Annotated in this window: 12 protein-coding genes; all 12 read right to left on the bottom strand. The window is 48.3% G+C overall.

Translation table 11 applies throughout. The annotated features are described in order from the left end of the window. Positions 1-171 precede the first annotated feature (171 nt). On the bottom strand, positions 172-357 hold the full coding sequence (csrA, locus tag GL2_RS10060) for a carbon storage regulator CsrA (RefSeq protein WP_143730530.1): 186 nt from the start codon (positions 355-357) through the stop codon (positions 172-174). Positions 358-934: 577 nt separating this feature from the next. Beyond that, entirely contained in the window at positions 935-1,258 is a 324-nt protein-coding gene (locus GL2_RS10065) for a hypothetical protein (RefSeq protein ID WP_143730531.1), read from the bottom strand. A gap of 91 nt (positions 1,259-1,349) precedes the next feature. Continuing rightward, the gene (locus GL2_RS10070) at positions 1,350-1,919 is read right to left on the bottom strand and encodes a hypothetical protein (protein WP_172621108.1); all 570 of its coding nucleotides are present in this window, start codon (positions 1,917-1,919) and stop codon (positions 1,350-1,352) included. Continuing rightward, complete coding sequence (locus GL2_RS10075; protein WP_143730533.1) at positions 1,909-2,631, bottom strand: AHH domain-containing protein; 723 nt, start codon at positions 2,629-2,631, stop codon at positions 1,909-1,911. The genes GL2_RS10070 and GL2_RS10075 overlap by 11 nt, the downstream gene beginning before the upstream one ends. Positions 2,632-2,835: 204 nt before the next feature. Continuing rightward, the gene (locus GL2_RS10080; protein ID WP_143730534.1) at positions 2,836-3,825 is read right to left on the bottom strand and encodes a restriction endonuclease; all 990 of its coding nucleotides are present in this window, start codon (positions 3,823-3,825) and stop codon (positions 2,836-2,838) included. 105 nt (positions 3,826-3,930) lie between these two features. Beyond that, on the bottom strand, positions 3,931-5,730 hold the full coding sequence (locus tag GL2_RS10085; RefSeq protein WP_143730535.1) for a restriction endonuclease subunit S: 1,800 nt from the start codon (positions 5,728-5,730) through the stop codon (positions 3,931-3,933). A 5-nt stretch (positions 5,731-5,735) separates the two neighbouring features. Beyond that, positions 5,736-7,220 carry an N-6 DNA methylase gene (locus tag GL2_RS10090; protein ID WP_143730536.1) on the bottom strand — a complete coding sequence of 495 codons (1,485 nt, stop codon included), beginning with the start codon at positions 7,218-7,220 and terminating at the stop codon, positions 5,736-5,738. A gap of 82 nt (positions 7,221-7,302) precedes the next feature. Continuing rightward, entirely contained in the window at positions 7,303-9,741 is a 2,439-nt protein-coding gene (hsdR, locus tag GL2_RS10095) for an EcoAI/FtnUII family type I restriction enzme subunit R (protein WP_143730537.1), read from the bottom strand. A 206-nt stretch (positions 9,742-9,947) separates the two neighbouring features. Then, the gene (locus GL2_RS10100) at positions 9,948-10,154 is read right to left on the bottom strand and encodes a hypothetical protein (RefSeq protein ID WP_143730538.1); all 207 of its coding nucleotides are present in this window, start codon (positions 10,152-10,154) and stop codon (positions 9,948-9,950) included. A 26-nt stretch (positions 10,155-10,180) separates the two neighbouring features. Continuing rightward, the gene (locus tag GL2_RS10105) at positions 10,181-10,360 is read right to left on the bottom strand and encodes a hypothetical protein (protein WP_143730539.1); all 180 of its coding nucleotides are present in this window, start codon (positions 10,358-10,360) and stop codon (positions 10,181-10,183) included. Positions 10,361-10,881: 521 nt separating this feature from the next. After that, entirely contained in the window at positions 10,882-13,443 is a 2,562-nt protein-coding gene (locus GL2_RS10110; protein WP_143730540.1) for a hypothetical protein, read from the bottom strand. Positions 13,444-14,191: 748 nt separating this feature from the next. Beyond that, the gene (locus tag GL2_RS10115; RefSeq protein ID WP_143730541.1) at positions 14,192-14,644 is read right to left on the bottom strand and encodes a nucleoside deaminase; all 453 of its coding nucleotides are present in this window, start codon (positions 14,642-14,644) and stop codon (positions 14,192-14,194) included. Between the last annotated feature and the right edge of the window lie 373 nt (positions 14,645-15,017).

Here is a 15,017-nt window from a genome sequence, read left to right on the forward strand (position 1 = left end):
ACCCAAATACTGTAGAAGTTTTCTGTCCAGTATTTAGGGCCTCTGGAATAAGGACGCTCTAAATACTGGACAGATTATTCGATTACATCAGGGTTTTGGTTGTTATAGCCCTTGGAGCAGTAGGGCCAAAGCAGGATTGTTAGGGCTCACTCTACTGGGAAAATTTGCTTTTTATCTCCCATTATCCCGCCCCTGCTGTTTTTTGATTCTCCTATAAATCTCTTCGCGGTGAACCGGTAAGGATTTGGGAGCGATTATGCCTACCCGTACTTGATTACCTTTAACTTCTAATATTGTGATTGAGACGTTTTCCCCAATCCTGAGGTTCTCGCCTGTACGGCGGTTTAAAATCAACATATTGGTTTCCTAATGAGACGCAAAGCATTGGCAAACCTCCCGCAACGGGAAGGCCAGGAAAGTAATATCGGTTGCGGGCATTAGGAGGGGCGCGAGAACGGTAGGCGTAAAAGAAGAAAAGGCGGGCGCTAGACTCCCAGTGCTTGGGGAATCGCCTCAGGTTACTGAATTTGCAACCTTTTATTGAAGACGAGTGGGTTTCTAGCGTACCATTCATGGAGCCATTTTGATAGGTTAGATATCAACTTGGTTAGCTGGCCCCGGGTGTTGCCGCACCTTGGGTCAGCGCCTTTTACTTACTCTTACGTCACGCTACCGTTCTCCTTTGGGAATGGGTCTTTTATAAAATTCTTGTTGTTCTTGTTTTATCTTGGGCTGTTGGCTTGTAGAAGCCGGTTTGATCACGGCCCAAAATATTGATAAATATCTATCGATTCTACGCAGCTTTGACGCTGAAGAAAACTTAATAAAATCCAATAAGATTATTTGGGCGCCTATATTTCTTATGAGTTCATTTTGCCGAATGGCAATTGCTCATTGAAAATGGAATCCAAAATAGTGATCATTTTAATGAGAACTATGAATCGTTAATCCTATTGGATTCTTCAATCCATTGTTGGTTAAAGCCTGCTCTTTTGGTATAGCCGATGAAAATATTCATTAGCTTTTCCATGCAATCCTCAAGATCCACTTTAAACTCTAATTCTTCGTCGGCCTGGTAATCTTTAGCTGCTTGGTCTGCCATGTCCCAGAAAAACTGGGTGAGCTTTCTGGCTTTGTTAGCGGAGGTGATATCATTTACTCCAAGTACGAGATCCTCGGCAAATTGATTTTCTAATTTTCTGGAATAATGTAATGCCACACCCTTGATAGTGGTTTCGTGCTCGCTAAACTCAATCATCGATTGCAAATATTAGGTTTTCATTTTACTCAATATACTAATTATCTTGTACGGATTAACTTTCCAATTGATTGTGCCACTAACGTACAAATTAGAAAGAGGTTAGGAGGTCTTTGTTGAATATAAGCCCCTTAAGGTCTAGCTCTTCTACTAAACTTTTGAACTTGTCTCCACAATAGAGCGCTGAACAGCGGTCAAACTTGCTCTTGAAAATTAGATTGTCTTTAACGCTACGTTCATCAAATCCTATGCTTTTCACTCCCATCCATAAATTATCCACAATGTCTGCTTCGCTTACACTTTTGTCCGCCTGCACAGTATTTAGGCAGTTGAAAACAAAATAAGTCTGATTGTTGATAGTGAGTGGTAAAAACTCCCCCAGTGAGCTGAGGTGGTTTTTCAGTTTGTCATAGGCATGCGGGGATAATACTAAGTTTGCGCCATTCCATGTTGTAATATCGGGGTTTGCATTGTTGTTAAGCCCGACGTCTACAAACTTTGCGCCTATATCTACCCAATAATCTTTAAGAGAGATATTGTCCCAGCTATAACTGTAGAACTCATCTTCACCCAGAGTTTCATCAAGAGTATCCCCAAGTTCTTCAAGGTCTAAATCTAAGTTATAGAAATCTGTGTAATTAAAGCTGATTTTATATGTCACTTCGGCCATCCCATTGTTCGTTTGGTTTCTTTAACACCTGCTCAGGTTGGGTGCCATTCATTAGGTGGGCTCTTAATATCGAGAGCTTAGTTCTAATCTCTGCCTCTGTTTTTAAATGTTGAATCTGACCATATACCCATCGTTCATAGTTGTGAGTATGGATACGGCTGTGAGGGACAGCACTTGGCATGGACCAGTGCCCGCGATCACTTTCATCACGGGGCATCCAAACTCCGTTGTCTGGATCATTAATTCTAATATCGTTCCTAAATAGAAGTAATCGAGCTTGCTTGGTGGTTGGAAGTTTTCCTTTGCCCTCTACCAAATGATGAGCTGTGAATCTAGGGCTAGGCTGAGCACGTCCAGCTAACCTGAGGTTTTCCTCTAATACCTTTGTTGGGTGATGCTCTTCTTCTTTATATTTTTTGCGTCTTTCCTTCTTAGATAAACTCTTATGCTCATCACGATATTTTTGAAGTTGACCATCAACAGATATCAAAGACATGATGCGGCCATATTCAAGATCTAGCAGCCTGCGAGCTTCCTTCAGGTCTTTCAATCGTTTTTCACGTTGTGCCTCAGTTTCATTAGGCACTTTACACTTACGATAGTGGTAGTTCTTACACCTTTGCTCGTACTGATAGATGGAAAGGTCGAGTGGCGATAACTCCCAAACCTCTGGGGTTACACGCTGTCCATGATCATATTCCACAACGTATCTCCGTATTACTACCACCCAAGAAATTTACATAATGCTGAATGGGCTAATCCTTTACCGGGATTTTATCAAGATTTGGATTCTTTCGAGTGAGAAATCCAGTCAATTTTTTGAGATTTCGGGTCTTTTAGGTTGTTAAAGCCTTTCTACATTAACCATATTAAAAATATAGTTAGGTGAATCCATGCGAAAGAGCCCTTAATCTACCGGCCAGTAAATCCGTACCAGCGGCATCAATGCCCGGCCTTCCAAATCGAAGTTTTCATAGTGGCTGACGATAAGATCGGCCAGGTCATCGAGATCCACTAGGGTGAGGGGAAAGGTGGAGCGGTCGGCTTCGTAGCGGGCTTCGCGGGTGAAGCCGCCAGTGCTCACGAATAGGCCGGAATCCCCTTCCCGCAGGGCGCCGATAAAGCCGCGTATGGCAGGCGCACCCATGGAGCCATCGCGATGTTTTACTTCCGCTTTAATGCGTGGCTGGGTAAGGCCCAGGCCGTCTGGAGATGCGATCACATCGACACCGCGATCAGGGCCCTTGGGGGACACCTTGGCCTTAAAACCCATTGCACGCAGTATCGCCGCAACCAGCTCTTCCATTTCTTCGGGCAGCAGTGCGGCGATTTTGTCTTTGATTAACTCATGGCTCTGGGCCACGGTTTCGTCTTTGAGCTGTGCGCTATCAGTTTCTGCGGCTTCGTCTTCCTGGGGCGTTAGCGTACGGCCTTCAAATATGGTTAAGAAGGCCTCTATGGTTTCTTGGCTCAGGGAGAAGAGGGTGAGGGTGGAGCCGAGGGAGTTTTTGGCTTTCTGGGGCAATTGGTCACGGCTGACTTTACCGAGCCATTCCACCTTACGCAGGTTGGCATAGTCACCGATAATATCTGGCTGGTAGAGGTATTCTCCTTTATCTACGCCCAACAGGTAGTTCCGGGTCTCCGGGTTGTAGCTCACAATATAATCGCCAGCGGTAATCTGATCGCGAAACTTCAGGATCATAGCGAGGGCATTGCCGGTAGCCGCAGGCTTGTCATTGCCGTAAATCTTGATGTATTCGTCCCGCAAGCGCTCGGTGCTTGAATACTGGCTTAGGTCTCCCAGCTGTGACCAACCGATTGCGGCAAAGCCTTTCTCGAAGTCTTCACTGTAAATACCACCGCGCCCGGCGCGGATCATCCATGCGTTGGTCATACTACGATTTCCCTATTGTCTAATTCTTTTAATTCGTTGGCCGTTCTGCTGTGCTCTTTGTATGGCTTGCGCAGGGGTAGTGGCTGAAGTGGCCGCTGTTAACATTCAACGCAAAAAAAGTTCCGTAGCGTCAAGAATAGCAGTATTTGCCAGTTGTAAATGAGTGGTTTGAGCTTTACTAAGTCTTTCTGTTAGCAGGTCGCAAAGAGATATTAGCTTATCGACCCTGGTGTTAATTCTGTATTGTTCGTGTAATGGTGGAACCGGAACTACAAATTTAGAGATATTACCCATGCTTAAATTTGCTCGTGCATTGTCTACCTGTTGGTCAAACATGTACCCTCTACAGGTCTCGCTGTTAAAAAATTTAAGTAAATATCTTTTGTTTATATGTTCATCAAAGATTCTGATAAGGCATACGGCTTGATTGATGTTGGCCAGAGATTCAATGTCGTAAACAGCAGTTCGGCCTATCGAGCCCCCAACGATGTTCATTAATATATCGCCTTTCCTTAAAATGGACCGAGGTTCGAGATCATTAAACTTTTTTTCTACATATTTCTTCTTGTCTAGGAGAAGCTTATTTACGCCTACATTTTCACTTGTGATGAAAAGAATATCATCTGAATTTTCTGTGTAAGCCACACCTTGCCATTTAGGGGAGGAGCCTTTTGTAATGAGATGAGATAGGGCTTCAAGCCTTACCCATTCCCACCCTCGAGGTAAATCAAACGGCTTTTCCTCATTGCGAATCTTCGGCAAAGGCTTTTGCTTCTTAATCTTCTTTTCTTTAATCAGCTCTGCCTTCTCCGCTGCAATCCGCTCTAGCAATGCACTCGCTGGTTCGTCGTTGGGATCTTGGGGTACCAGTTTGCCCATTACGGCCAGTTGCAGGATGGTTTGCTTGAGTTGTTCTACGGCGTAGTCGGTGGTGATTAGGGTGTCGAAGTGTTCGCTCAGGCGGGCCCAGTTTTGCTTGAGTTCTTCGGCGTCTTGGGCGCTGGTTAGGGTTGCCAGCAGGGTATCCACCAGCTGTTGATGGGCGTCCAGGCTGGCTTCGGTTTGCTGCTCCAGCTGGTCGCAGAGGGCCATTAGTTCGTTAACTTTTGTAACGATTCTCTCTTGCTCATTTAGAGGTGGAATAGCAATAGTTGTATTTCTAAGCTGGCTCTTGTTGATTGAAGCTAAGTTTGTAGTTTGTTTACTTGATCCGGCGAAGTAGTCTCTTGAAGGTTTTGAATTGAGGTACTTTTCGAGCCATTCTGCATCCAACTCATTCCCTATTATACGGGCTTTGAATACGTGGTTTTGATGCGCCATGTATTCAGATCTAACTTGCCAAATTGCAGTGCGTCCCACTTTGTCCCAATCACCGCCTTCTGTAATAAGTAGATCGCCGTATTGCACTTGATATTTTTTTATTTCTTCCTTAGCAATTTCAATTTCTTTTATTTCTTCTAGTGCTAACTTGCTACGCTGAACATTAGCCACACGTAAATAAGGAACGATAACCGTTTCTTTGCCGGCGAACTTCCTGCCTTTGGTTATTCCACTACCAATCTCGACGATCTCATCAAATCGTATCCATGACCAGCTATTAGGCAGCTCAAAAGGTTCTTCATTACTGGAAATATTAGGTAAAGAATTCCGCTTCTTAGTACTCTTACCTGTCATCAACTGTGCTTTCTCAGCAGCAACCCGCTCCAACAACACACTAGCCGGCTCATCATTCGGATCTTGCGGCACCAACTTACCGCGTACGGCTAGCTCCAGAATCAGCTCGCGCAGTTTCCTAATGCCGTACAGCTCTCTTTTGCTATTGCTGCCACGGCCCTGGGTTTTCTTGGCTTTAACCGCAGAGGTCCAAAGTTCCAAGTTCTCAGTAATTAATTTTTCCGCACTCATTGCTGTTAACCCTCGCTCTGGCCGGTAAGGGCTTCGCATAAGATACCTTTCAGCTGGTCGCGCAACTTCTGGATCTCCGCCTGCTGCTTGCTGTACTGGGCCAGTAGGGCATCGGGGTCGTGGCTGATTTCCTCTTCCTGGTGGGGGTTTTTAATATCCAGGTTGTAATTGCGCTCGATAATCTCATCGATACTCACCTGCCAGGCGTTCTCGTTGGCCTGGCGGTTTTTGCGCTTGAGCTTGGTTTTCTGGCGTTTGCCCTCGCCCCACCAGTCGGCACACTCATCGAAATGGGCCAGCTGCATGGGTTTGGTTTTATTAAAGGCTTTTACCCCTTCGGGCAGGGGCACTTCGTAGTACCAAATATCCTTGGTGGGTGTGCCTTTCTCAAAAAACAGGATATTGGTCTTGATACTGGTGTAGGGGGCAAATACCGATTTGGGCAGGCGCACAATGGTGTGCAGGTTGCACTCTTCCAGCAGCATTTTCTTGATTTTGGTTTTTACACCTTCGCCAAACAGGGTGCCGTCTGGCAGTACTACGGCGGCGCGGCCCTTGTTTTTTAATACTTCGACAATCAGCTGCAAAAATAGGTCGGCGGTTTCTCGGGTCTGCATTTCGGCGGGGAAGTTTTTCTCGATACCGTCTTCCTCGGTACCGCCGAAGGGTGGGTTGGAGACCACCACATCGATATCTTCATCCCAACTGGATAGGGGCTTGCTGAGGGTATTGCCGTGCTTGATTTGCACCGGCACTTCTATGCCGTGCAGCAACATATTGGTGGTACACAGCAGGTGCGGTAGCTGTTTTTTCTCTACGCCCCGGATTTGCTCTTGTAGGGTCAGCTGGTCTTCGGCGGTTTTTACGTAGTTGTTCTCTACGTGGTCGAAGGAGCAGGCGAGGAAGCCGCCGGTGCCGCAGGCGGGGTCGAAGATGGTTTCCCCCAGTTGTGGATCGATCATCTGCACAATAAAGCGGGTCACGGCGCGGGGGGTGTAGAACTCCCCGGCGTTGCCGGCGCTCTGCAAGTCTTTCAGGATCTGCTCGTAGATATCGCCAAACAGGTGGCGTTCGCTGGAGTCGGTAAAGTCGATTTCGTTGAGCTTGTTGATCACCTGGCGCAGCAGGGTGCCGTTCTTCATATAGTTGAAGGCGTCATTGAACGCCTCCTTGACGACAAAGCCCCGGGGGTTGCTGCTGATCGGCGCCGATAGGCCCTTGAGCTTGGGGAACAACTGTTCGTTGACGAACTCCAGCAGTTCATCGCCGGTAATCCCCTGGCTGTCGGCGGCCCAGCTGCGCCACAGGTATTTTTTGGGAATAGGGGCCCGGTAGTCGTCCTGCTCAAACTCCAGTTCCTCTTCCTGGGCATCAAAGATTTTCAGGAACAGCAGCCAGGACATCTGCCCGAGGCGCTGGGCATCGCCATCGACGCCGGCGTCTTTTCGCATAATATCTTGGATAGATTTGATGACAGTGCTGACGGACATAGTACTTCTCAATCGTAAATGGCTGCGCTCGTTGGCTGAGCGCAGCTGGGGTATTTGTGTGGTAGCTGGGCGGCGTTAGTGGTTAGGCGCTGAGGTCGTCGTCGCAGTAGAGCTGGTCTTCCAGCTCGTGCAGCGCCTGGCGGTATTCGTTTTTACCGCCGAACTCTTTTTGGACAATGGTTTTGGGGCTGCCCAGGGTTTTAATCTGCGGCACCTTGAGCTCGGCGTAGCTCGTCTGTTCCAGTTGTTTTATACCGTCATCGGCATACTGCTCGATCAACATATCGAGCACTTTTTGCGCAACATCGGAGTATTTGCTGAAGTAGTTGCGCTTCTTGACGTTCTCGGCCCGTTCGCGCCGGGTCAGTGGCGGCTGATCGTATACGATGTGGCAGATAAGGTCGAACGGGTCCATATCCCGGCCTACTTCTTCTTCCAGGGCCTTCCAGATCACGCCTTCTGCGGCGAGTTCTTCAATCACGGCTTGCTTGCGCTCGCTGTCTTTCCACTTGCGGGTGAAGTCGTCCAGGGAGGCAAAGCATTTGCTGACGGCTTTGCGGGTGTAGTCCTTAAAGGATTCGGTAACCAGTTTGCCGTCGGTATCGTAGTACTGCACGCGCTCGGCGATCTTTTTCACCGCGACGCCGTTGACCCGGTATTTGATAAAGGGCTCGTCTTCCTCTAGCAAGTTGGGGTATTGGATGGAGCTACTGGAGGCACCGCCGGTTAGTGTGGCTTCTTCGTTATCCGTATCGGATTCGTCCGCTTGTGGCTGGTCTTCGATTTGGTTGAGTTCGCTATCGAAGGCGGGATTGTCTGGGTCGATAATCTCCGCTGGGGTAGCGGCTAAGACTTTTTCAGGGATACCGTCAAAGCGCTCGTCTGCAAACAGCTCGGTGGCTTTCTTGAAGTCGAGGATGGTAAACCAGAGCTTGTTGAATTTTTCATCAATGCGGGTGCCGCGCCCGATAATCTGTTTGAACTTGGTCATGGACTGGATGTTTTGATCCAGCACCACCAGCTTGCAGGTTTTGGCATCCACGCCGGTAGTCATGAGTTCGGAGGTGGTGGCGATCACCGGGTAGGTTTTTTTGGGGTTAATAAAGTTATCCAGCTGGGCCTTGCCGATCTCGTCATCGCCGGTGATTTTCATTACGTACTTTTCATTCTTGGCGACCTGATCTTTGTTCAGGTTTACCAGAGCGCGGCGCATACGTTCGGCGTGGTCGATGTCATTGCAGAAGACAATCGTCTTGGCCATGGGGTCGGTGCGCTTTAAATAGGCGGTGATCGTCTCTGCCACCAGTTGGGTGCGCTCGTCGATCACCATCACACGGTCGAAGTCTTTTTGGTTGTAGATGCGGTCTTTAATCACTTCGCCATTCTGGTCCAGCTCGCCCTTGGTGGGGCGCCAGCCTTGCAGGTCTACATCCAGGTCTACCCGCACCACTTTGTAGGGGGCGAGGAAGCCGTCTTCGATACCCTCTTTGAGGGAGTAGGTGTAGATGGGGGCGTTGAAGTAATCGATATTCGAGACTTCGTCAGTTTCTTTAGGCGTGGCGGTTAAGCCGATTTGGGTGGCGGAACTGAAGTATTCGAGAATCTCTCGCCAGGCGCTGTCCTCGGCAGCGCTGCCACGGTGGCATTCGTCGATCACGATAAGATCGAAGAAGTCCGGGTCTACCTGTTTGTAGGCTTTTTGGTGCTCCTCTGGCCCGGTGAGGGCCTGGTAGAGGGCCAGGTGGATTTCATAGGCCGGGTCGACAGTGCGACCGCTGACTTTGGTCATGGCTGTGTCGAATGGCTGGAAGTCGTTGGTGCGGGTCTGATCTACCAGAATATTGCGATCGGCCAGAAATAAGATGCGCTTTTTCTTCTTCGCCTTCCACAGCCGCCAGATAATTTGAAACGCGGTATAGGTTTTGCCGGTTCCGGTGGCCATCACCAACAGTATGCGATCCTGCCCTGAGGCGACGGCCTCTATGGTTTTGTTGATGGCCTGTAACTGGTAGTAGCGCGGCGTTTTGCCGCTGCCGTCATCGTAGTAATCCTGGGTGATAACCGGCAGTTGCTCTTTGGTGTAGCCCTTCCAGGTGCAGTACTTCTGCCATAGGCTTTCGGGACAGGGGAAGTCGTCCAGTTGGATTTGCCGCTCAAGTGGGCCGCCATGGTCTAGCGCGGTCTTATCGTGAAAGACAAAGCCATCGCCGTTACTGGCAAACACAAAGGGCACATCCAGTAACTTGGCGTAGTCGAGGGCCTGTTGCATGCCTTTGCCGACTTCGTGCTTATTGGCTTTAGCCTCAATCACGGCTAACGGCATACCGGGTTTGAGGTAGAGGACGATATCGGCGGATTTAACGGTTTTACGCGCGCCTACTTGCCCGCGCACTATCACCTTGCCATCCCGCAGTTTTACCTCTTGGCGCAGCTGGTTGTGCCGGTCCCAGCCGGATTGTTCAATGGCGGGGAGGATATATTTACTGATGATGTCCGCTTCGGAAAACTGCTTCTTGTCCATGTGATGCAGGCCTACAGCTGGGCCATGGGGGCCCATTATGATTTTTGAATGATTATTACGACTAAATCTATCACAGGATGGGCTTTAGGGGGATGTAGTGGGGGAGTTAGTTTGGGGGATGGTTGTCTATCAGCAGAAGTAGGTGTGTATCAGGTGGATAAGTGTGGCGGGTAGCTGTAATTATCCAAATGTCTTTGGGTTTGATGCTAGTAAGGTTCAAACTTTTTACTGAATACTTCTGCCAAGTTTGCTTCAACACCCTTTAGGTTCTCTGCATCGTTGAGTAAATCAGCCAGGCTGTCTTCATCAATTGAATTTTTATCAAGGGTTTCAATGTGATTTAGGTAGTGACGTATTGAGTCGAGAATTAGGGTTATGTCGGAATAGGGGAGTTTTAGGTTTAGGGTTTCCATAATTGTTTTCGTTTGTTGTTATCTATTTAGGGGTGTTGCTTTATAGCTCTTGGGATTTCCAAATCATCTACGACACCTTCTTTCAGGTTGTCTGGTTCATCAGGACTGTTCTGGGTTGCTTCGTTGTGACGCTTTTCTATATCAGGCAATAGTTCTTCAAGTCGCTTCTCCGCGTCTTCAAGCGCTTTTTTTATTCGGTCGTTCATATATTTACCTCAATTTAGAAACACAGTAATCCGGCAAGGGGCATATGCGTAGTACTAATCTATTCGTTCACTGTGCTTTCTAGTAAGTGTGAGTTTTGGCTGAGATAGCTTTCATGATTCTAATTTCGTCAGCTTCTAGCATAGCGGCATAGAATTGTGCAGCATATGAGATTAGCTAAAACTCCTTGAAGCCAAGTTTACTAATTTCTGGCTTGCTCTTTTATATCGCATGGCAGTCATACCAATAATATATAGCAACGGTGCTTCGTTAATTGAAGATACAACTCGGCTTAATACTGATTTGTGCCTGCAATGCAAAAAACTGTCTGCTAAAGAATTTCCATTTACTTACGATAAAGTTGATAAAAGGCTGCTTACTTTTCGTTACTAGGGTGTGCAACACTACAGTTTGCTGTGAGGTATCGACGGTGCGGCGCCCAAAGAAGACTGGGCGTGTACACCGTCGCAGAAACTGCATAGGTTGCTCGGGTGTGTAATGGTCTCCCGAGCAACCGTGCGAATTACTCCGGCACCGCGATAATTAGGAACGACACGTGTGATTCGCTGTTCTCTTGGGTGTGCTTGCTGTTTCCTGAGTCGCCGTCGCCGATGAGTGCGTGTGGATTGTGCAGTATGACCTGCGAGCCTGATGTGGAGTAGGTTTCCGAACCTCCGCCGACTTGCCGGATGTCGCGGTCACTGCTGTCGTAGTGGACTCGATAGCCAGACAAGAACACTGCCGCGTCGCTGATGGGCTGGCCCATCTCGACATACACGTCATCACTCGTTTTTTGGAGGTTTGTCTCGTACTTTGCGATCAGAGGGGCGCTATTGCTCAGCTCAATGAGATTGCCGTCAATCGATGCGATGGCATTGTTGCCTGAGTCATCGTGCATCTGTGCAGTCGATTGGATACCCACTTCGTAATTGTTCGGAACCGCGGTGGTTGCATCGAGCTCAATGGTGCGAACGTGGTGTGACTTTGGGGGTTCGCTCGGGTCGTTGTCCTTGTGGTACTCGCACGCCCAGCCTCCCAGGGCAGCATAAGCCTCTGGCTCATCGAGGGGGATGTATGGGCTGGTTGATTCATTGGGGATATCGGTGATGGTTCTCGGTAGGATCACACCGTCTTTGGGGCCGTCGACTACTGCGATGCAGGACAATGTCAATTGGGAGTCTGAGGGACTTAAACCTTTCTTCTGGCCGAACAAGGTGGCGTCTGGAGTGACGGTGAGGACGGCATTCTTGTTGTGAACCTGGGTGAGCGACAGGCCCAGCGTTTGAGTTTGGTGGTCCGTACCTCCTTCGTACTTGAAGAACCAGTAGGTGGCGGCAACGATGAAGCTCGTCACTTCTGAGCCGTATTTGCTGAAGTCAAACCGGAACCTTCCGCCGTTTTCATCCAGCTGCTGATTGATGTGCATCATCTGAATATTCGGAGGCGCGATTGGGGTGGAATGAAGCTTGATTGGCATATAGGCCCAGTCACCGCCAACTTGGAGATAAGCGGGCGAATTCGTTTTCTTAACCTGGAAGCCGGGAATCGCGATGTCGACACTCCCTTTCTTCGAACTCAGAATCGAGATGATCAATTGAATCACCCAGCCAAGCGGTACGAACGCCCACCAGAAGGGGAGCTTCGCTTTTGTTTTCACCTGAATGTTGAGCACATCGTCGTAGGCGTTGAAGCTTATCGTCGCAGAGAGCTTTAAGGTCTGGTAGACCCACAAGGTCATGGCCCCACGCTTCACCCTGATGTCGGCACTGATAACAAGATCGCCGTCGTTGTTGAACGCCGCTTGGAGGTTATTTTCTTTGATTTTGATATGCGCACCCTCAATCACATCCTCGACGTCTGTGTTGAGGTACATTTTTTCGGGGTAGGTATCGGTCACCGTCAGCTGCGATGAAGTCAGTGGCGTTGCTTCAGCAATCGCCGTAGCCACCGAAGTCAAAATGATGTCGTTGGATACGATGAGTGCGGATGTACAGTTGCTAGGGACAGTCTGTGGTAGAAGCGCGTCTATTGGCTGGCGATTCCCACGGCATATCCCAAGTCCGAACAGGTTTGAGTCGGAGTCGCCATCAAAGGCTGTATACATCACTCCGATGTCCAGGTTCCCGGCGGGCAGGGGAGTGTGTTGAGCAACCGTGTATTTGATCGGCCAATCAAAACTTGAGATGAGTTGGTCGACTGCTCCTTTCATCGCGTCGGTGATGTCGAGGCCCTTGATCGACTTTGAAAGTTGAATGTCGCTGAGGTCAAGTTCCATCATGTCCCAGTTGGGCTTCTGGATGGTCACGGTGACTTGCCCATAGTGGTTGATGCTGGCGCTGGCTTGCATTTTGTCGAGGTCAAGAACGAGCCGGGCGTGACCGGGGCTTTGGCCTTGTGCATCTTCGATGTTGCTTGTGATACCTGGGAACTTGATGAACCCTGTGATGGTCAGGTCGAGCGTCGCCTTTTGGTCTTCGGGAGCGATGAAGGCGGGACAATCAAATGCGAACTCGTAGCGAACCTTGGCGGGGCCCTTGCCGACACTTCCACTGAAGGACCATTGGCCGGAGTCGCCTTCGAAGAGCTCGCTAATCCAATTGTTGACCGCTCCTTGAGTCGAGGCACTGATCAAGTCCCAGCCTTGCGAAAGGTCCGGATCTGGCGAGGATTCAACTTCTTGCAGACCTTGCTGCTCTTCAATTTCTTCTTCAATTAAGTCGCTTGGCTCTTCTCGGTCAAACAGGCCGCGCAGCTCCTCGACCAGCTCGGGGCTCGGGTCGCATACCCGCTGAAAAGTCGCAATTGGGTCGAGCGTGAACTGACGTGCATTGCCTTCAGATTCACCGAGCCACTCGAGCATGCGAGCTTCATGTTGCAAAAGGTTGCCCAGAACGGGGTCGCGTCGCAGTGGGTCTGTTTGAGATGTTGGCGTGAATTCGAAAGAGAGAGAGGTCGAACTATCTAATTGTGTAGCTTGCTTGCCTAGCAGGCGCTGCAGGTCGTCAGGAGAGAGTGTGAGGGACGCGGTTTGCTTTTTGAGTTGGCGCTGCAGGCTGTCAGGAGAGAGTGTGAGAGTCTCTTCCATGATGATGCTCCGTAATCTTCATTAGTTTGATTTTTTTGAAAAGGCGAGTGGCCGGGTAACACCACGAGCCCTCTTTGATGCGGCAATCGAACATCAGGCCTACTAGAAAATTGCCACCCGCCCTAAGTTACTCTTCAAAAGGGCACCAGCCAACAAGGTCGAAGGCATTATCAGGAAAAATGTTGATGTCTTTTGTTTGATAGCATTTTTTGCGCCGTTATTGGGAGGTCCTAAATGAAGCCTTTCGGTGAAAAGTTACGGGACTATTGCAGCAGCAAAGACTTTATCCATAGCTATCAGGTTATTGTTACTGGAGGAGTATTGTGTGACAGATCAAAAATGCTTCCTTGGATATGAAAAGCGGAGGAAGGAGAGGGCTAAATAAGGTGCCAAAAAGCTGTTATCAGATTTTGAAGAGCCGGATAAGACAGGGCTTTTTAGTGGGGGTGAAAATGCGATGTGGCACCATATTCATGATGGGAAACCTACATGACTCTGGTCTAAATGATAAAAGAAAAAAGCTAATCCCTGTCTGGTAGAAGCTAGTCAACATACTGACCTAATGTATTCAGACTTTGCGTTAGCCGGGTTTTCTTTTCATCAAGCATTTTTAGCTCACTCTGTAGTGAGGCTTTAACGGCAGGGCATTCATAAAATTGAGGGATTGAATGCTCATTCTCTAGGTGCGGTAATAATTATTTTATTGTTTTTAATTTAATTTAACTTTTATTCATTGTTTTTATATTTTCTACTCGCCAATATCTTCATGCCAGATCTCAGGGTGCTGCTGGATAAATTCATTCATAAGATTAATGCAGTCAGAATTATTTAGGATGGTTAGGCTTATGCCTTCAGATCTGAGTAATAGTTCATCTCCCTGAAAGGTTGTGTTTTCACCGATAACAATATTCCTAATCCCGTATAGACGTATGGCTCCGCTGCACATAGGGCAGGGCGAAAGGGTCGTATAAAGCGTGCATTCTTGATATTCGATCGCTCGTAATCTCCCAGTCTTTTCCAGCGCGTCCATTTCAGCATGCTTGATAACACTATCTTGCTGGATACGCTGATTGTGGCCTCTGCCAATAATTTCACCATCGCGCACTAATACACAGCCAATGGGAATACCGCCTGCGGCCAAGCCCTTGCGCGCTTCATCAATGGCTGCTTGCATAAACGCTTCGTGCTCAGGTTTGCTCATGGCAGTCCTTTATTTAAGTTTTTCAGTGCGCTTGAAGTATAGAGTATAGAGCTTTATTGATGCATTAATGACAGCTAAGGTAACGGCGAAGACTATTGCCAATAGATTTGTATTTTTCCATTTGTGGTGGCTCTTACTGATGTGAAAAAACCTTTATCGATGTCAACAGGCGAGCGGCCTGCTTGATTGTTGATAAACCTTTCTCTCGTGTATAAGTGCATCTCGTGAGTATTGTAAGGGGTGCATCACATGACCGATGGATGAGGCTTTGTTCTTTTTGAAGTGAGTTCTTTAAGGTATTGTTTAAGCAGATTAATGGGTAGAAATATGGGTATTCCTAACACAATATTGATTTGCCCCGCTTATTTAGAAG

The organism is Microbulbifer sp. GL-2, from assembly GCF_007183175.1.
Lineage (GTDB): Bacteria > Pseudomonadota > Gammaproteobacteria > Pseudomonadales > Cellvibrionaceae > Microbulbifer.

What these genes read in the sequence shown, in the direction of transcription:
- csrA (WP_143730530.1), bottom strand. Translation starts at nt 357, where the DNA reads ATGTTGATTTTAAACCGCCGTACAGGCGAGAACCTCAGGATTGGGGAA.
- GL2_RS10065 (WP_143730531.1), bottom strand. Translation starts at nt 1,258, where the DNA reads ATGATTGAGTTTAGCGAGCACGAAACCACTATCAAGGGTGTGGCATTA.
- GL2_RS10080 (WP_143730534.1), bottom strand. Translation starts at nt 3,825, where the DNA reads ATGACCAACGCATGGATGATCCGCGCCGGGCGCGGTGGTATTTACAGT.
- GL2_RS10085 (WP_143730535.1), bottom strand. Translation starts at nt 5,730, where the DNA reads ATGAGTGCGGAAAAATTAATTACTGAGAACTTGGAACTTTGGACCTCT.
- GL2_RS10090 (WP_143730536.1), bottom strand. Translation starts at nt 7,220, where the DNA reads ATGTCCGTCAGCACTGTCATCAAATCTATCCAAGATATTATGCGAAAA.
- hsdR (WP_143730537.1), bottom strand. Translation starts at nt 9,741, where the DNA reads ATGGACAAGAAGCAGTTTTCCGAAGCGGACATCATCAGTAAATATATC.
- GL2_RS10100 (WP_143730538.1), bottom strand. Translation starts at nt 10,154, where the DNA reads ATGGAAACCCTAAACCTAAAACTCCCCTATTCCGACATAACCCTAATT.
- GL2_RS10105 (WP_143730539.1), bottom strand. Translation starts at nt 10,360, where the DNA reads ATGAACGACCGAATAAAAAAAGCGCTTGAAGACGCGGAGAAGCGACTT.
- GL2_RS10110 (WP_143730540.1), bottom strand. Translation starts at nt 13,443, where the DNA reads ATGGAAGAGACTCTCACACTCTCTCCTGACAGCCTGCAGCGCCAACTC.
- GL2_RS10115 (WP_143730541.1), bottom strand. Translation starts at nt 14,644, where the DNA reads ATGAGCAAACCTGAGCACGAAGCGTTTATGCAAGCAGCCATTGATGAA.